Genomic DNA, 13,489 nt, shown 5'->3' on the forward strand with positions numbered 1-13,489 from the left:
ATGACTCTTAACAATATCCTTCGTAGATCAAAATTCGGCACCGGGGGCCCGCCAAAGGACGCCGTGAATACGTCCATGTAGGCTCTTTGCCAGCCCCTCCCTGTGCCTCCTTAGGCACTGGCGAAATTTGAAGTGCGAAAGGTATAATCAGAGCCAGATGGATGCGTATTAAGGCATTTTCTAGCGTGTCGCGCCGAAGTTCGACTCAAAAAGGGTATGAACTTTCATCATCGCCATAATATGGCGTCATCATCACTCACGGTAAATACAGGAATGTTAAAAAAATATTATTTAGGTTTATCTAGTTTATTATTAGTATTCTGTTTCTTTCATGGCAATGATCTGATTGCCGGCCCTAAGGAAGATTTTCAAACTTGGGGCACTGTTACGGCTATTGGAAGCCTAGATGCAATCGATCCCGATCTTTCAAAGTACCGATATTGGCTGGAGGGCCAGGGTCGATTCGGCAACGACACGTCGCAAGTTTCGCAAGGCATGCTGCGAACCGGTTTAGGCTATGCGCTCAGTGAAACACTGACTATGTGGCTTGGTTATGCGTTTATACCGACCGAAGAACCCTTTGTAAGTGAGCCCTTCGATGAACATCGTATTTGGCAGCAACTGTTATGGAATCAACCGTTTTCTTTCGGAACATTCAGCAGTCGTAGCCGATTAGAACAACGGTTTATGCAAATCGGTAACGATGTCGGATGGCGTTATCGTCAATTGTTTAAAGTATCACTGCCTTTGACTTTTGCACCAAACTTTAGCTTGGTCGCGACTAACGAAGTTTTTATCGACATTAATAAAACTGATTGGAAATCTGTGAACGGTTTCGATCAAAACCGAGCCTTCGCCGGCATTGGGTATAATTTTGATGAGCACATCAGAACCGAAATCGGCTATATGAATCAATATATCTATAAAGCCACTGCTCAAGATTTTATGAGTCACATTATTTCAATCAATTGGTATCTTAATTTCTAGCTTGATACCGATATTAACGTATATATGAGGAGTTGGTGGTGCTGGATTTCTCGACGAACCTACTTCTCATCCTCTAAGGATCTCGTAACAAATAGCTTCCTTCAGCTATGTGCTTTGTAGCGGGTTCGGCAACTCGCTTGACAGGACGCCGTGAATACATTCCGTGTAGGCTTGACGGCGGCTTTCCCTGCCGCCGACACCTGTCAATCGAGCTACCGAACCTGCCTGCCCTATATTAAAAATAGGGAAGTTATTTATAACCGAATCCTAAATATGGGGAAGAATGCTCAAAATGGGTGGATTAACCGACTGGTATCAATCGAAAAAAGTCAGTAGATTAGTAAAAAAAGTGTTTTCTTGAGATGCCTGAGGAATTTCGACCATTTTACCGGGCTCCATGACTTGCGAGGTAATTGAAAACTCCGATAGCAAGCGTTTTTTTGCCGAAGCCGCATCTTGAGAGCTAGAGAAAGGCCCTGCAATCACGTTTGTAGCAAAGGCATGCGCTGGAATTGGAGGACCTTGATGATTCAGCATGGCTGCGAATTGACGAGCTTGCTTCTCATTTGGCAATTTTGCCACGCTCAGTTTCCATGCATCGGCATCGATTGCCTTGGGAATCGGCCGATTAAACTTGGTCGATGGACGAGATATGGTCAAATAAAAATCATCTGTATCGTCATTTAAAATAGGTGTTAAAACGCCATCGGAACGCTCGATTGCCGCCTGAACTTTATCCCAATCGATCGGTCGACCGGATTCTTGTTCAATTTTTTGCAAGCGCGCCATCAAGTCCTGAACAAGTCGATTGACTTGTTTCGGATCTTTATCCGTAGGCGGATAAGCTTGCAAAAAAAGCGTGTCGCCATCCCATGCGGTTAAGAAAGGCTGATTAACAATCCTGACCTGTGAACCGACAGTGACATGCCGAAATAGCTTTGCAATATCTTCAGGATATAGCCGAACACAACCATGACTTACTTCCATGCCGACGCCATAGGGTTTATTGGTGCCATGGATCAGATAACCGGGAAAACCTAATCGTAAAGCATAGTCCCCAAGCGGATTGTTCGGGCCAGCGGGGACGACTCTAGGCAAAGGATCGCCTTTTTTGGCATGCTCGCGTCGAATCGATTCGGGAACCGTCCAACTAGGCTTCGCAGTTTTCGCAGTAATTCGGGTCAAGCCTTGTGGCGTTTCCCATCCTTCCCGGCCGATACCGACTGGGTAGGTCAGCACTTTATGACCGTTTTTTTTGTTGTATAAAAAAAGTCGCTTAGCCGCTAAATTCAACACAACACCTTTTCGAGGCGCTTCGGGAATAATGAATCTCAATGGCAAACGTACTGTACTGCCCGGCTCCGGTAACCATGGGTCTAGGTTAGAATTGGCTCGGGTTATTTCATCATACCCCAAACCGAAATGCCGACCGATTACCAGCAAAGAATCTTGTTCATCAGTTTCTATTTGCGCAGCAACACCAATAATTGCTTGACCATCGAATAAAGGAAATTCCCTAATCGGTGAAAATTCGAGTGAGGATATCGTATCCGGCCCGCGCAAAAGCTGACAAGAACACAATAAACAGAATGACATGCCTATAAAAAGGCGCTTGAATACGTTATTGTTTATCGACATATACAATTAGAAGCGGATGAATCACCCTCTTTTTTGTAACTCGGCCACCGAAATACCGCTCATCCATTCTTTGATTCGATTAGAATCGCCAACCGGCGTCAATTGCCCCCATGAATTGAGTAATACAACGATCGTTGGCCTGTTATTTATCCAGGTTTGCATGACGAGGCACTTGCCGGACTCATTGATAAAACCGGTTTTCGATAGACCGATTTTCCAATTAGGATTTTTAGTCAGAATGTTGGTATTGTTATATTTAAGCAATTGCTTGCCGACTTTTTGAGTATGACTTTCTGTGGTCGTCATCGTTCTAATCAATGGGTATTTAGTCGCGTAAGCGACAAGCTTGGCTAAATCCCTCGCTGTTGACTTATTCTCAGTATACAAACCGGTAGGATCGCGAAAACGAGTTTTTTTTAATCCGAGAGCTCGCGCCTTACGATTCATGGCCTTGACGAAAGCGGGTTTACCGCCGGGATAGGAGCGGGATAAAGCGGAAGCCGCACGGTTGTCGGACGACATCAGCGCCAACCTCATCATTTCCCTTAGTGTTAATTTTGTTCCGACAGGTAAACGCGAACGACTGTGGCGCAATGTGTCGATATCCTGTTTCGAAATCGTAATGGATTTATTTAAGTTAGGTTTGGAATCAAGCAACACCATTGCCGTCATCAACTTGGTAATAGAAGCGATCGGCATGACATTTTTCGATTTTTTTTCGTAAAGAATCATTCCCGTCTCTTGATCCATGACAATCGCTGCCGATGACTTCAAGGATAAACCTTTTCCTGCCGCGTTTACGGAAAATACCGTAAACATTAACGTAACAATGGCGATAACAGCGAACAAATTTTTAAACATTTTTTTCATGTGCAAGCGATAATTAATCAGGAGAATAAATCGGTACGATTTAATTATAGGTATTATTCGTAATGATTAAAGTCAATAAATTAATTTCTTAACTTTACCTTAACTATCACAATAATTTTAGAAGGGCCATTCTAACGCTGTATCAAGCTCAGTTAAAGCCCGATTGCTAACGAAACATGATCTCTTACCCTTTGCGGCTCTATGATTCTGCGCTTATCGCTAGAAGGAATGTTGAATCCTTTACAATTGTCCAAGGTAGAAGCAGAATCTAAAGCGCGTTTTTCAATTAAAGACACAGCTGTTATTGACCTTGATGGCAAAGTCTGGATGCGTTTTCTGCCATCGGTCGCGGATGATAATCAAATTGTCTTCGTATTCCTGCTTGATATGAATATGGGCGTAAATTCGTTGAGCTTTTTTATAGCGAGGTTTAATTAAAACGTCCAGATTTTTGGTTGCCAATTGTTTTTTATAAGTCTCCGCTCTAATTTCGCTAGAAAAAACACCTAATGAAATATCTCCTTTAACTTCGCCTTTCCGGAACAGCCAATAATCGGTAATTCCTTTTTGTTTCAAAAGTTCAACATTTGCCAATGATTGCTCATAAGTTTCACCTGCCGGCATGTACACCATGTAATCGCTAATCTTTTGCTCTTCCCGTCTCACCGATTTGATCGAAGCGGAATTGATGCCCGTCTGTTTTCGCCAGCTGTAAAATTGCTGCATCGTATCAAACGGCCCGGCCTCATAACACATACTAGAGTCGACCTTGTTTTTTTTGGGCACAATTTCTTGTTTTTTAACAAGCAGACCGTTTGCGGCGTCAATTTCTGTTCGCTCAATCACTTGGCTGGCATGACGATTAGTTTCATCCGAAATATTGGTTTTTGGGGGTGTTGGAGTTGCCTTAGTCAAGGCTATCGAGGCATCGTTGGAAGCGATAATGGAGGGTGATTCTTTTGGCCGCGTTGGAGACATTTGATGTGAAACGAAATGCACATCGAGCCATTCGGCCAGAAGCAAACTGGATCTTGCCCTCGAAGAAGGCGCTAAACTAAAATCTGAAACGAATATAGCACTGCGAATCGATTGTTCAATCGCCGTATCGGCGGCACACCATAAAAACCCGGATTGCGCTTGCTTAAGGCTCGATGAGTCGTTTAGTTCCGAAATTAAGGTAATTTGCTGTCCTGTGTCCGTTGTATCGATGAGAATATCACGCTCCAATGAAATAGCGCCGGAATGATATTGCCATAAAAAAAAAGTGATATTGAGTATTATTAGCAATAAGGCCAATAGTTTCATAGCTTATTCCGCGAGAATCAATGACAAGCCTTTTAAGACCAAGTCCGGTACAACACAAGATACATTATCAAGATGAGGGGCAATATCGCCCGCGTCTCCACCGGTTAAAACTAACTTAGGATTTCGTGATAAATAACATCCTGGAACTATGAGCTTTTTTGAGGGTTCGGCAACTCGCTTGACAGGACGCCGTGAATACGTCCGTATAGGCTTGACGGCAGCTTTCTCTGCCGCCGACACCAGCCAATCAAGCAACCGATCTCTCTGTAAAATGGGGGAGTTATTTACGGCTAAATCCTTAACAGGCTTGTTTAAATCTGCTATCACGCTCTTAATCAAGCCGATAACGGCATAAAGGGCGCCATTATCAATAGCATCACTCGTATTTCGAGCCAAGATCGGTAAACCGCTTTGTGCGGAAAGCTGCAAATTAGCCGTACCATTTAACAGCGAATGCTTCATTAAGGTTAAACCCGGACAGATAAGCCCTCCCAAATGACAACCGTTTCGGTCCATTACATCAATGGTAATGGCGGTCCCGCAATCAACGATACATACCGGTTCCGACCAATAATGCCTAGCCGCTATCAGGCACAACCAACGATCCACGCCCAGTTTTTCCGGATATTCATAAGCATTTCGAACACCATACGCTTCGGCTACGGAGTGAACTTGGATTATGGACAACGAGGGCCACAAGTCTAGAGCAATTGTCTTGACTTGATTTAATACAACCTTCGAAGCCACGCAGGAAATAGCCATACGCTGCGGCGATTTCGGCAAGGTTCGCCAAATCGAAAACAACCGGACTTCAAAATCACTATCTTGATGAATAACCGGCACTCCCGGTTCTAAACGATTATCGTTATGCCCCCACTTTACACGAGTGTTACCGATATCGACCAATAAATCCATTCGGTCACTTCTTGCTAAAACTTACTTCGCCGGATGCAAAACAACAGGCTTTGCCATCGGAAGACATTAAACGAAACAAGCCATTATCGTCGATTCCTCCAGCATTGCCTGTTATTGCAGACTCGCCTTGATAGATGACGACAGGATGCCCTACCAGGCAATCATAAGACCGCCATTCATCTAAATAAGGTGCTAAGCCATGGTTTTCGTAATCGGCAAGTATCGGCAATAATTCATTTAATAGCGTTCCGACTAAACGATTTCTCGAAATGAATACCCCTCCCATAATCCGAGTCAAATCGATCCAAGCTTGATCGATCATTGCCGCTTCACGATCCGGTATATAAATATTCAACCCGATACCGATCACAGCCGCGCAAGGCCCATGAGTCTCACCGGTCACTTCGATTAATATCCCGCCTAATTTATGTCCCTGCCAATAAATATCGTTTGGCCATTTTAAACCGATACCGGATAAATCTAAGGATGCCAAGGCCCTGATCACGGAAACGCCAACAGCAAGACTCAAGCCAGAAATAGCGGAGGGGCCGTTGTGAAAGTGCCACAAGAGCGACAAGTAAATATTTGAACCGAACGGCGATACCCAGGACCTGCCCCGCCGGCCTTTACCTGCAATTTGAAACTCAGCTAAACAAACCGTTCCGGATCGGGCTGCGCATTTAGCAAGATTGATCAAATGGTTATTCGTCGAATCAAGCCGGTCATGGATGTTTAAATCCGAAATGTTCAAGCGAACATTCTCCATTAACACGGATTCGATTTTTTCGCTGCTTAAAAATTCGATCGGCCGTTCCAGGCGGTAGCCCTTGCCGCTCACTGCTATGGGCTCCAAGCCTAATTCGGTTAAGCTGTGTAACTGTTTCCAAACCGCCGATCTGCTAACACCGAGAATATCGGCTAAAACGGGGCCTGAATGAAATTCGCCATCGGCAAGAAGCTCCAGGATTTTTTTTTGTTGATCGGTAATTGTCACTGCACAGTAAAAATAGAATTATTGTTTTATCCGCCAAAATAATTAAGGACTTTGTAAAAGTCCCTAAAATCAACACTACGGCTCTTTATTTTCGCGAAGTTTTTGCATTTGTCTTTTAACGACATGCCTAATCAACAGCTCCCGATCTTGCTCCTTCATATTGATATAATCGACACCGATAATATGAGAATAAATGCCTTCAGGATTTTTTTTGGGCTTGCAATAAATAACTCTTCCATAAGTGACAATGACAGCCATACATGAAACCAATAGCATTTTAATTTCCAGATAATCGCCGACCGCTAAGACCTCCGCACATTCGAAAGCCAATCCGGATGCGCTTAAATTAGCATTGCGAGTATCCTTCTCTTTAAAATCGGTGCCTTGCATCATGATCGCCTGAGAAATCAAATCAATTTTACTTTCAATTAATTTCAAATAATCGGCCACATCCGGCATAGTCCGATCAAGCCGATGCATCATGATACGAGATTCTTGTGAAATCAATTCCAAAGCGGCGGACAACGAACAGTTGCCCAGTACGTTATCGCTCATATGACTAGCTGGCGTGGCAGTCGCTTCATCTACTTTTTTATAGTAAAGATTAACCTGATCATCAATGCGAAAAAAACGCCGTCTATCTTTATCCCGATTCATTTAAATTTCCTGGAAATGAAATATATTTTTTGGATGCATCGCCTTCGCCACCCCCAATATTACTCGACAAACTCTTGGCCTGCTTCTTCGGCGCCTGGTTCTACTTGCACGATAACGATCTCGACTCTTCGATTAAGCGCCCGGTTTGCAGGGGAATCGTTAGGTACTAACGGACGGGTATCGGCATAACCTTGAATGACGAATCGTGACGGTTCTGTTCCCGGTTGGTCTAGCATGAAATGAGAAACGGTTACGGCACGAGAAGCAGACAATTCCCAATTCGATCGATACATCTGCGTTCTAATCGGCCTGTCGTCCGAATGCCCCGACACCAGAACTTTCCCGGGCGACTCGTTAACCGATGCGGTAATTTTAGTCAATACGGGCTCAAATCCGGTATTGAGCACCGCACTACCGGATGGAAACGATCCTTTTTCGCTAATGCGAATAATGATTTTCAGATTTTCCGTTTCCACCGAAACCAAACCCATCTTAATTTCCTCTTTTAAATCCTCTCTGATTTTTTCTGCCTGCTCCTCAATTTCAGCCTGTGTCAATTCCATTAACTGTTTTTTTGCCGCTTCCAAGTTCGGCGAGTCTTGCATAGTCGTCTGCTTGACTTCCTCTAGCGGAGTGGGCTCGGTCGGTGCCGGCGAAAAATGCTGGGCGATAATACTGGTCCCCATTGGAATATCGTATGCCGGAACATCCTTCTGTACGCCAAAAGCATTGATCATCGAATCGGCCATTTTTTTAAACTTGATGGTATCCATGGTCGCAAATGATAACAACAACACAAAGAAACACATCAGCAACGACATTAAGTCAGCAAAGGTCGCCAACCATGCGGGTGCTCCGACCGGCGGGCATTTAGGGCATTCATCAGCCATTTTTCACCTATTCATTGTCGGTTTTTCGCTTTTTATCGGAAATATAGGAATTCAATAAAGACTCTAGAACCTTAGGGTTCATGCCCTCTTGAATACCGGATATTGTTTCTAAAATAAGCTCTTTGTTGGTTTTTTCATAAAGCATAACCTTAGATAATTTGTCGACGATCGGAAGTGCGAAACAATTTGCTACTAATGCACCATAAAGTGTCGTCAGCAAGGCAACGGCCATCGCAGGACCGATACTCGACGGATCAGACATATTTGCAAGCATTTGCACCAAACCGACCAATGTTCCGATCATACCCATTGCCGGCGCTAAATCGCCGACGCCTTTCCACATATCTTGCCCTACTTCGTTGCGCGATATCATTTGGTTAATTTCTTGAGACAGCATTTTTTTTACGAAAGCAGGATCATGCCCGTCGACACAAAGATTGATACCCTTTCTCATAAATTCGTTCTCAATAGCCTCATTTTCCAAGGCTAGTAGACCGTTTTTTCGAGCAACATCGGAAAGCCTTACGGCTTCTTCGATCAACACAGCGGGGTCTTCCCTTTTATTTAAAAAAGCTTTCCCTAAAACACCGAAAGACCTTAAAAAATCGGATATCGGGATACGCATCAACGATACGCCGAAAGTACCGCCTATGACGATTAATATGGAGGGCAGATTTACAAACAACATAACATCGCCGCCGGTAGCAATGGCGGCCGTAATAATCCCTATGCCCAATAAAAAGCCGATTAACGACGCTATATCCACATTTAACCTCTTCGTGATAATGGATAATCAATCAGAACATTGAGCAAACTCATTTGAGTCGCCCTCTTTTATACCATCGCAGATCAAAATTCGACGCAGGGGCATCCGCGAAAGTCACGAGATTGAATACAAAAATTTGTCCTCAATGATTCAAAACGGGATATCGTCGTCAAAATCGTCGTAAGGCGGTGGCGCTGAGTTTGAGGGTGTAGATTGAGGTCTAGATTGAGCTGGAGCTGTGCTCTGTGAGGAATAAGCACCTTGATTGTCGGAATAATTAGCGGTGCCGCCGCTACGGCTTCCCAGCATGTGCATTTCGTTAGCGACGATTTCTGTCGTGTAACGGTCTTGTCCGTCTTGACCTTGCCATTTTCGCGTTTGCAAGCGGCCTTCAACATAGACCTGACTGCCTTTTTTTAAATATTCGCCGGCAACTTCGGCGAGTCTTCTAAAAAAAACCACGCGATGCCATTCGGTAGACTCTTTCCGCTCGCCGGTTTGTCTATCTTTCCAGCGCATCGTCGTGGCTAGACTGATATTTGTTACCGCTTCGCCACTAGGCATATAGCGAACTTCGGGGTCGGCCCCGAGGTTGCCGATTAATGTTACTTTGTTTAGCATGTTTTCTCCGAAAAACGATTGAGCAAAAAATATAGATTCTCAAGGGAAACTTTACATTTGGAACACCGATACCAGCCTGAGTATTTATCGCGAAATCCTTAAGGATTTCGTGAAAAATAACTTCCTGGAGCTATGGGTTTTGGCGGGTCCGCGCGTCCCATTTTATACCTTTCACGCTTCAAATTTCGGCAGTGCTTTAGTAGGCGCCGGGGTACTCGGTCCCTTACTAACACTAGGTGAGGGACCGGCATGGAACTCGCATAGAGCCTACATAGACGCATTCACGGCGTCCTTGCGGGCACCCCTGTGCCGAATTTTGATCTACGATGGGTACAAATTTAGATTAAAACTTAAAATAAATAGCAAAAATCAATTGGATTATCAGGAATCAAACTGTGTTATCGAATACTGTAAACGATCTTTATCCAATAAACGATTATCGACTTTAAGATAAACCACCCCTTCGCCGAAATGCAGCTTCACTTCCTCAACTCCGGTAACCTTGAGGATCTCTTCAGTGAGTTGCTCGGCTTGAACTCGGGTAAGATTGCTAATGGAAATCAGCATATTGGCAAGATAACGCGGCGGTTTCATTGTAAAAGATACTACCAACCAACTCGCTCCCGCTACAGCACTCATGATAAAAACAGCGCTACCTCCGAATTCGCCATAACTCCAGCCTCCAAGCGCACCGCCTAAAAATGCCCCTAAAAATTGAGAAGTTGAATAAAAACCCATAGCCGTTCCTTTCATGTCGCCCGGTGCGGTTTTAGAAACCAATGAAGGTAACGTGGCTTCGAGCAAATTGAAACCGCAAAAAAACAACCAAAGAAAAACAATGATCCCGGTCAAGCTTTGATGAAAGTACTGTAAACCTAATTCAGATACAACGATAACAGCAATCGCACCGATAAAAACGGGTTTCATTTTACGCTTTTTTTCAGCCAAAATAATAAAAGGTACTGCGGCCAATAAAGAAACGATAAACACAGGCAAATAGACTTGTCCATGTTGACTGCCGCCTAATCCGGCATCCCTCATCAATAGTGGAATGGCAATAAAACTGGCCGTTAATATCAAATGCAGAATAAAGATACCGTAATTGAATCTTAGCAGCTCGGCATTTTTTAACACATGCTTTATCTGGCCTGGAATCAGTTCGGCATCGCGGTGAACTTTTGATTGTATCGGGTTCGGAACGATATAAACGATGACGACTATTGCCGCTAACGAGAGCAGCGCCGTCAACCAGAAGATACCTTCAACACCGACATAACCGGCAAGGACAGGTCCTATAGAGATCGCGATGCCGAACGAAACGCCGATACTGATACCAATCAAGGCCATCGCTTTCGTCCTATGGACCTCCTGGGTCAAATCGGCGACCAAGGCCATAATGACTGCGGCGATGGCTCCTGAACCTTGCAATGCCCTGCCGAATAACACGCCGTAAATCGTCGTCGACATCGCCGAAAGCACGCTGCCGGCTGCAAACAGCAATAAGCCCAGGATAATTAATTTTTTTCGCCCAAAGCGGTCGGACATTAGCCCGAAAGGGATTTGCAATAATGCCTGACTTAATCCATAAATACTAACCGATAATCCGATTAAAAGCGGCGTGGATCCTTCCAAATGCTCGGCAAACAACGGTAACACCGGCATAATCATAAACAATCCCAACATCCTTAATGCGTAAATGCCCGCCAATGAACCGGTTGCTCGTTTTTCCAGCAATGTCATTGGGCTGGTAATATCCTGCATTTGTGCCAAAACACTTATCTCCTGAATAAAGTACGCTATCGAAAACTATAAAGAATGGATGGCTAATCGAAATTTAACAGCCTTACACTGCGAAGTACCGATCAACATCTTTAACCGACACACAATGCCGGCTATTATAACAACGGTTTCTTGAGCAGTCTGTTTGAAATTAGCCTTGAGAAATCAAAGCTAAGGAAGGGATGCGCTAAATCGCGTCTTAATAATATGGGATAAAAGGAATAGACGATTCCTAGACAATCGAAAAGCAGGGGGTTTGGAGCCATATCCATCAAGCTTAAGTACAGGTCCCCGCTGCTAAGGATTTCGTGATAAATAACGTCCTGGAACTATGAGCTTTGCTGAAGGTTCGTTAAGCCCAGCACCTAAATTCCATTGCCCATTGTCTATGGTTAATTATCTTGGATAATTCATCCAGCACCTAAATAAACCATGATTTTGAATCATTGCCAAAGACCTATGGAATTTAGGTGCTGGACCGTTGATGGTCACCCAGGTGCCGAATTTTGATCTACGATGAGCATATCTAATCGGAACCCCAAGTTCGGATATGCCACGATAGGCACTTCCGTATGCCGCAATCTCGGTAGCCGTTACTCGACGAAACTTATTCTAGGTTCGCATGTCTCGATCTCATTTCTTCCTCCGGAATGCCTTTTTCGTGGATGACATGAGAGATGGTCGCTTCCAAAAATGCCAAAGTTGAAAGTTCGAAAACCGTACCCATCGGCATACCGACAACCTTGCCATACTGTTCCGGGCTACCGACTCTAAACACGGCATCGGCCATGTCGCCGATTGTCGACTCGTTTTTCGCTGAAATCAGCACAATTTGTGCGCCGATATCCCGTGCCCGCTTAGTAAAGGCAACGAGTTGTTCGGTTTCGCCGGAGCCGGAAATAATAATCAGCAAATCGCCTTGCTTGATGCTGGGGGTAACGATTTCGCCGACCACACTGGTATCGTAACCGCTATGCATCAACCGCATGGCAAAAAAGCGGCCAATCAAGCCCGACCGTCCCGCACCTGAAACAAAAATTCGGCGCGCTTGATCGAGCATGCTCGTCAGTTTTCTATCATAAGAATCATCGGTTACATATAAGACATCCGAAATCTTATCGACGACAAATTCACGATGCGTGCCCTTGCTATTGACCAAGCGTTGAATTTTTCTAGCGGCATTGGCTGGAGATGGCGCGCCTGTAATTGCGCCGCCTACGACAATTATGTCAACTCCGGCTTTAACAACATCGCTTACAGTTTCGGGCTTGATACCGCCGGCAACAGATACTCGAGTATTGAGCCCTAAGCGCAATAAATCTTGTAAATCCGTAAAGGGTGTATGACCGGCCGCCTGGGCATCGATGCCGGTATGAATGCCGATAATTTGCACACCGGCCGCCACGGCTTCCGAAGCACAACTAGCTTTATCCTCGACATTGATCAAATCGACTTGAACTTCGGCATTATATTTTTTTGCCGCGTTAATAACGCCTTTAATAGTTGAAATTCCCGATGTTCCAAGTACCGTGCAGATATCCGCACCGGCTTCATAGAATGGACTGGCTTCGTATTCACCGGCATCCATCGTTTTAAGATCGACCAGTAACAACTTATCGGGGAATCTGCGTTTAATTTCCTTGACCAATTCAAGCCCGTTGAACTTGATACAGGGTGTACCGATTTCAATGATATCGACATAAGGTGCCGCTTGCGAAGCAAGTTCCAGGGTTTTGTCGAAATCCAAAGAATCTAGTGCCAATTGAATCAATGGTTTTGCCATTTTATGCGCTCCTGATTTCGTTATATTGATTATCACACAATAGCATTTGGTCAGAGCGGCACTCTAAAGCAGAAAAAGGATATCTGTCAATTTTCGAAAGACTCCGCCATCGAAAAAGCCCTAAGGGTTTCGCGATATACTCATCGTAGATGAAAATTCGGCCTCGAGGTGCCCGTCAAAGGACGCCGTAAATACGTCCGTGTAGGCTCTATGCCAGCTCCATGCTGGCAAAGCCTTTACGAGCGCCATGGATGGCGTGAATGTCGATTTTGCAGGAGCAAAAA

12 protein-coding genes are annotated in these 13,489 nt (G+C 44.6%); 1 reads left to right on the forward strand and 11 read right to left on the reverse strand.

Annotated features, from left to right (window positions below):
* Nucleotides 1–273: 273 nt before the first annotated feature.
* Nucleotides 274–987, forward strand: a complete 714-nt coding sequence (locus ACINK7_RS11265) for a DUF2490 domain-containing protein (protein WP_404355174.1) — start codon at nucleotides 274–276, stop codon at nucleotides 985–987.
* 315 nt (nucleotides 988–1,302) lie between these two features.
* Here ACINK7_RS11265 and ACINK7_RS11270 read toward each other — a convergent pair whose 3' ends face one another.
* The 11 genes from ACINK7_RS11270 to hxlAB form a co-directional block, all read right to left on the reverse strand.
* On the reverse strand, nucleotides 1,303–2,583 hold the full coding sequence (locus ACINK7_RS11270; RefSeq protein ID WP_404355176.1) for a L,D-transpeptidase family protein: 1,281 nt from the start codon (nucleotides 2,581–2,583) through the stop codon (nucleotides 1,303–1,305).
* A 63-nt stretch (nucleotides 2,584–2,646) separates the two neighbouring features.
* Nucleotides 2,647–3,495: a serine hydrolase gene (locus ACINK7_RS11275; protein ID WP_404355178.1), complete on the reverse strand. Its 849-nt coding sequence runs from the start codon at nucleotides 3,493–3,495 to the stop codon at nucleotides 2,647–2,649.
* Between the two features lie 282 nt (nucleotides 3,496–3,777).
* Nucleotides 3,778–4,800 carry a hypothetical protein gene (locus ACINK7_RS11280; RefSeq protein WP_404355180.1) on the reverse strand — a complete coding sequence of 341 codons (1,023 nt, stop codon included), beginning with the start codon at nucleotides 4,798–4,800 and terminating at the stop codon, nucleotides 3,778–3,780.
* Between the two features lie 3 nt (nucleotides 4,801–4,803).
* A complete protein-coding gene (locus tag ACINK7_RS11285) occupies nucleotides 4,804–5,715 on the reverse strand; it encodes a type III pantothenate kinase (RefSeq protein ID WP_404355182.1) in 912 nt (303 codons plus the stop codon).
* A 4-nt stretch (nucleotides 5,716–5,719) separates the two neighbouring features.
* Complete coding sequence (gene birA / locus ACINK7_RS11290) at nucleotides 5,720–6,709, reverse strand: bifunctional biotin--[acetyl-CoA-carboxylase] ligase/biotin operon repressor BirA (RefSeq protein WP_404355184.1); 990 nt, start codon at nucleotides 6,707–6,709, stop codon at nucleotides 5,720–5,722.
* A gap of 75 nt (nucleotides 6,710–6,784) precedes the next feature.
* Nucleotides 6,785–7,366 (reverse strand): PilZ domain-containing protein, encoded by a 582-nt coding sequence (locus ACINK7_RS11295; RefSeq protein WP_404355186.1) that lies wholly within the window; start codon nucleotides 7,364–7,366, stop codon nucleotides 6,785–6,787.
* A 59-nt stretch (nucleotides 7,367–7,425) separates the two neighbouring features.
* A complete protein-coding gene (locus ACINK7_RS11300) occupies nucleotides 7,426–8,256 on the reverse strand; it encodes a flagellar motor protein MotB (protein ID WP_404355188.1) in 831 nt (276 codons plus the stop codon).
* A 7-nt stretch (nucleotides 8,257–8,263) separates the two neighbouring features.
* Nucleotides 8,264–9,022: a MotA/TolQ/ExbB proton channel family protein gene (locus ACINK7_RS11305; RefSeq protein ID WP_125219425.1), complete on the reverse strand. Its 759-nt coding sequence runs from the start codon at nucleotides 9,020–9,022 to the stop codon at nucleotides 8,264–8,266.
* A 150-nt stretch (nucleotides 9,023–9,172) separates the two neighbouring features.
* Nucleotides 9,173–9,643, reverse strand: a complete 471-nt coding sequence (gene ssb, locus ACINK7_RS11310) for a single-stranded DNA-binding protein (protein WP_404355190.1) — start codon at nucleotides 9,641–9,643, stop codon at nucleotides 9,173–9,175.
* Nucleotides 9,644–10,024: 381 nt separating this feature from the next.
* On the reverse strand, nucleotides 10,025–11,404 hold the full coding sequence (locus ACINK7_RS11315) for an MFS transporter (protein WP_404361441.1): 1,380 nt from the start codon (nucleotides 11,402–11,404) through the stop codon (nucleotides 10,025–10,027).
* A 625-nt stretch (nucleotides 11,405–12,029) separates the two neighbouring features.
* Nucleotides 12,030–13,205, reverse strand: a complete 1,176-nt coding sequence (gene hxlAB / locus ACINK7_RS11320) for a bifunctional 3-hexulose-6-phosphate synthase/6-phospho-3-hexuloisomerase (protein WP_404355192.1) — start codon at nucleotides 13,203–13,205, stop codon at nucleotides 12,030–12,032.
* Nucleotides 13,206–13,489: the final 284 nt, after the last annotated feature.

Source organism: Methylotuvimicrobium sp. KM1, from assembly GCF_044788715.1.
GTDB lineage: Bacteria > Pseudomonadota > Gammaproteobacteria > Methylococcales > Methylomonadaceae > Methylotuvimicrobium.

Bases quoted from the DNA above. Each gene is read 5' to 3' on its own strand.
- ACINK7_RS11295 (WP_404355186.1), bottom strand. From the start codon at position 7,366: ATGAATCGGGATAAAGATAGACGGCGTTTTTTTCGCATTGATGATCAG.
- hxlAB (WP_404355192.1), bottom strand. From the start codon at position 13,205: ATGGCAAAACCATTGATTCAATTGGCACTAGATTCTTTGGATTTCGAC.
- ACINK7_RS11275 (WP_404355178.1), bottom strand. From the start codon at position 3,495: ATGAAAAAAATGTTTAAAAATTTGTTCGCTGTTATCGCCATTGTTACG.
- ssb (WP_404355190.1), bottom strand. From the start codon at position 9,643: ATGCTAAACAAAGTAACATTAATCGGCAACCTCGGGGCCGACCCCGAA.
- ACINK7_RS11270 (WP_404355176.1), bottom strand. From the start codon at position 2,583: ATGTCATTCTGTTTATTGTGTTCTTGTCAGCTTTTGCGCGGGCCGGAT.
- ACINK7_RS11265 (WP_404355174.1), top strand. From the start codon at position 274: ATGTTAAAAAAATATTATTTAGGTTTATCTAGTTTATTATTAGTATTC.
- ACINK7_RS11300 (WP_404355188.1), bottom strand. From the start codon at position 8,256: ATGGCTGATGAATGCCCTAAATGCCCGCCGGTCGGAGCACCCGCATGG.
- ACINK7_RS11285 (WP_404355182.1), bottom strand. From the start codon at position 5,715: ATGGATTTATTGGTCGATATCGGTAACACTCGTGTAAAGTGGGGGCAT.
- ACINK7_RS11315 (WP_404361441.1), bottom strand. From the start codon at position 11,404: ATGCAGGATATTACCAGCCCAATGACATTGCTGGAAAAACGAGCAACC.
- ACINK7_RS11280 (WP_404355180.1), bottom strand. From the start codon at position 4,800: ATGAAACTATTGGCCTTATTGCTAATAATACTCAATATCACTTTTTTT.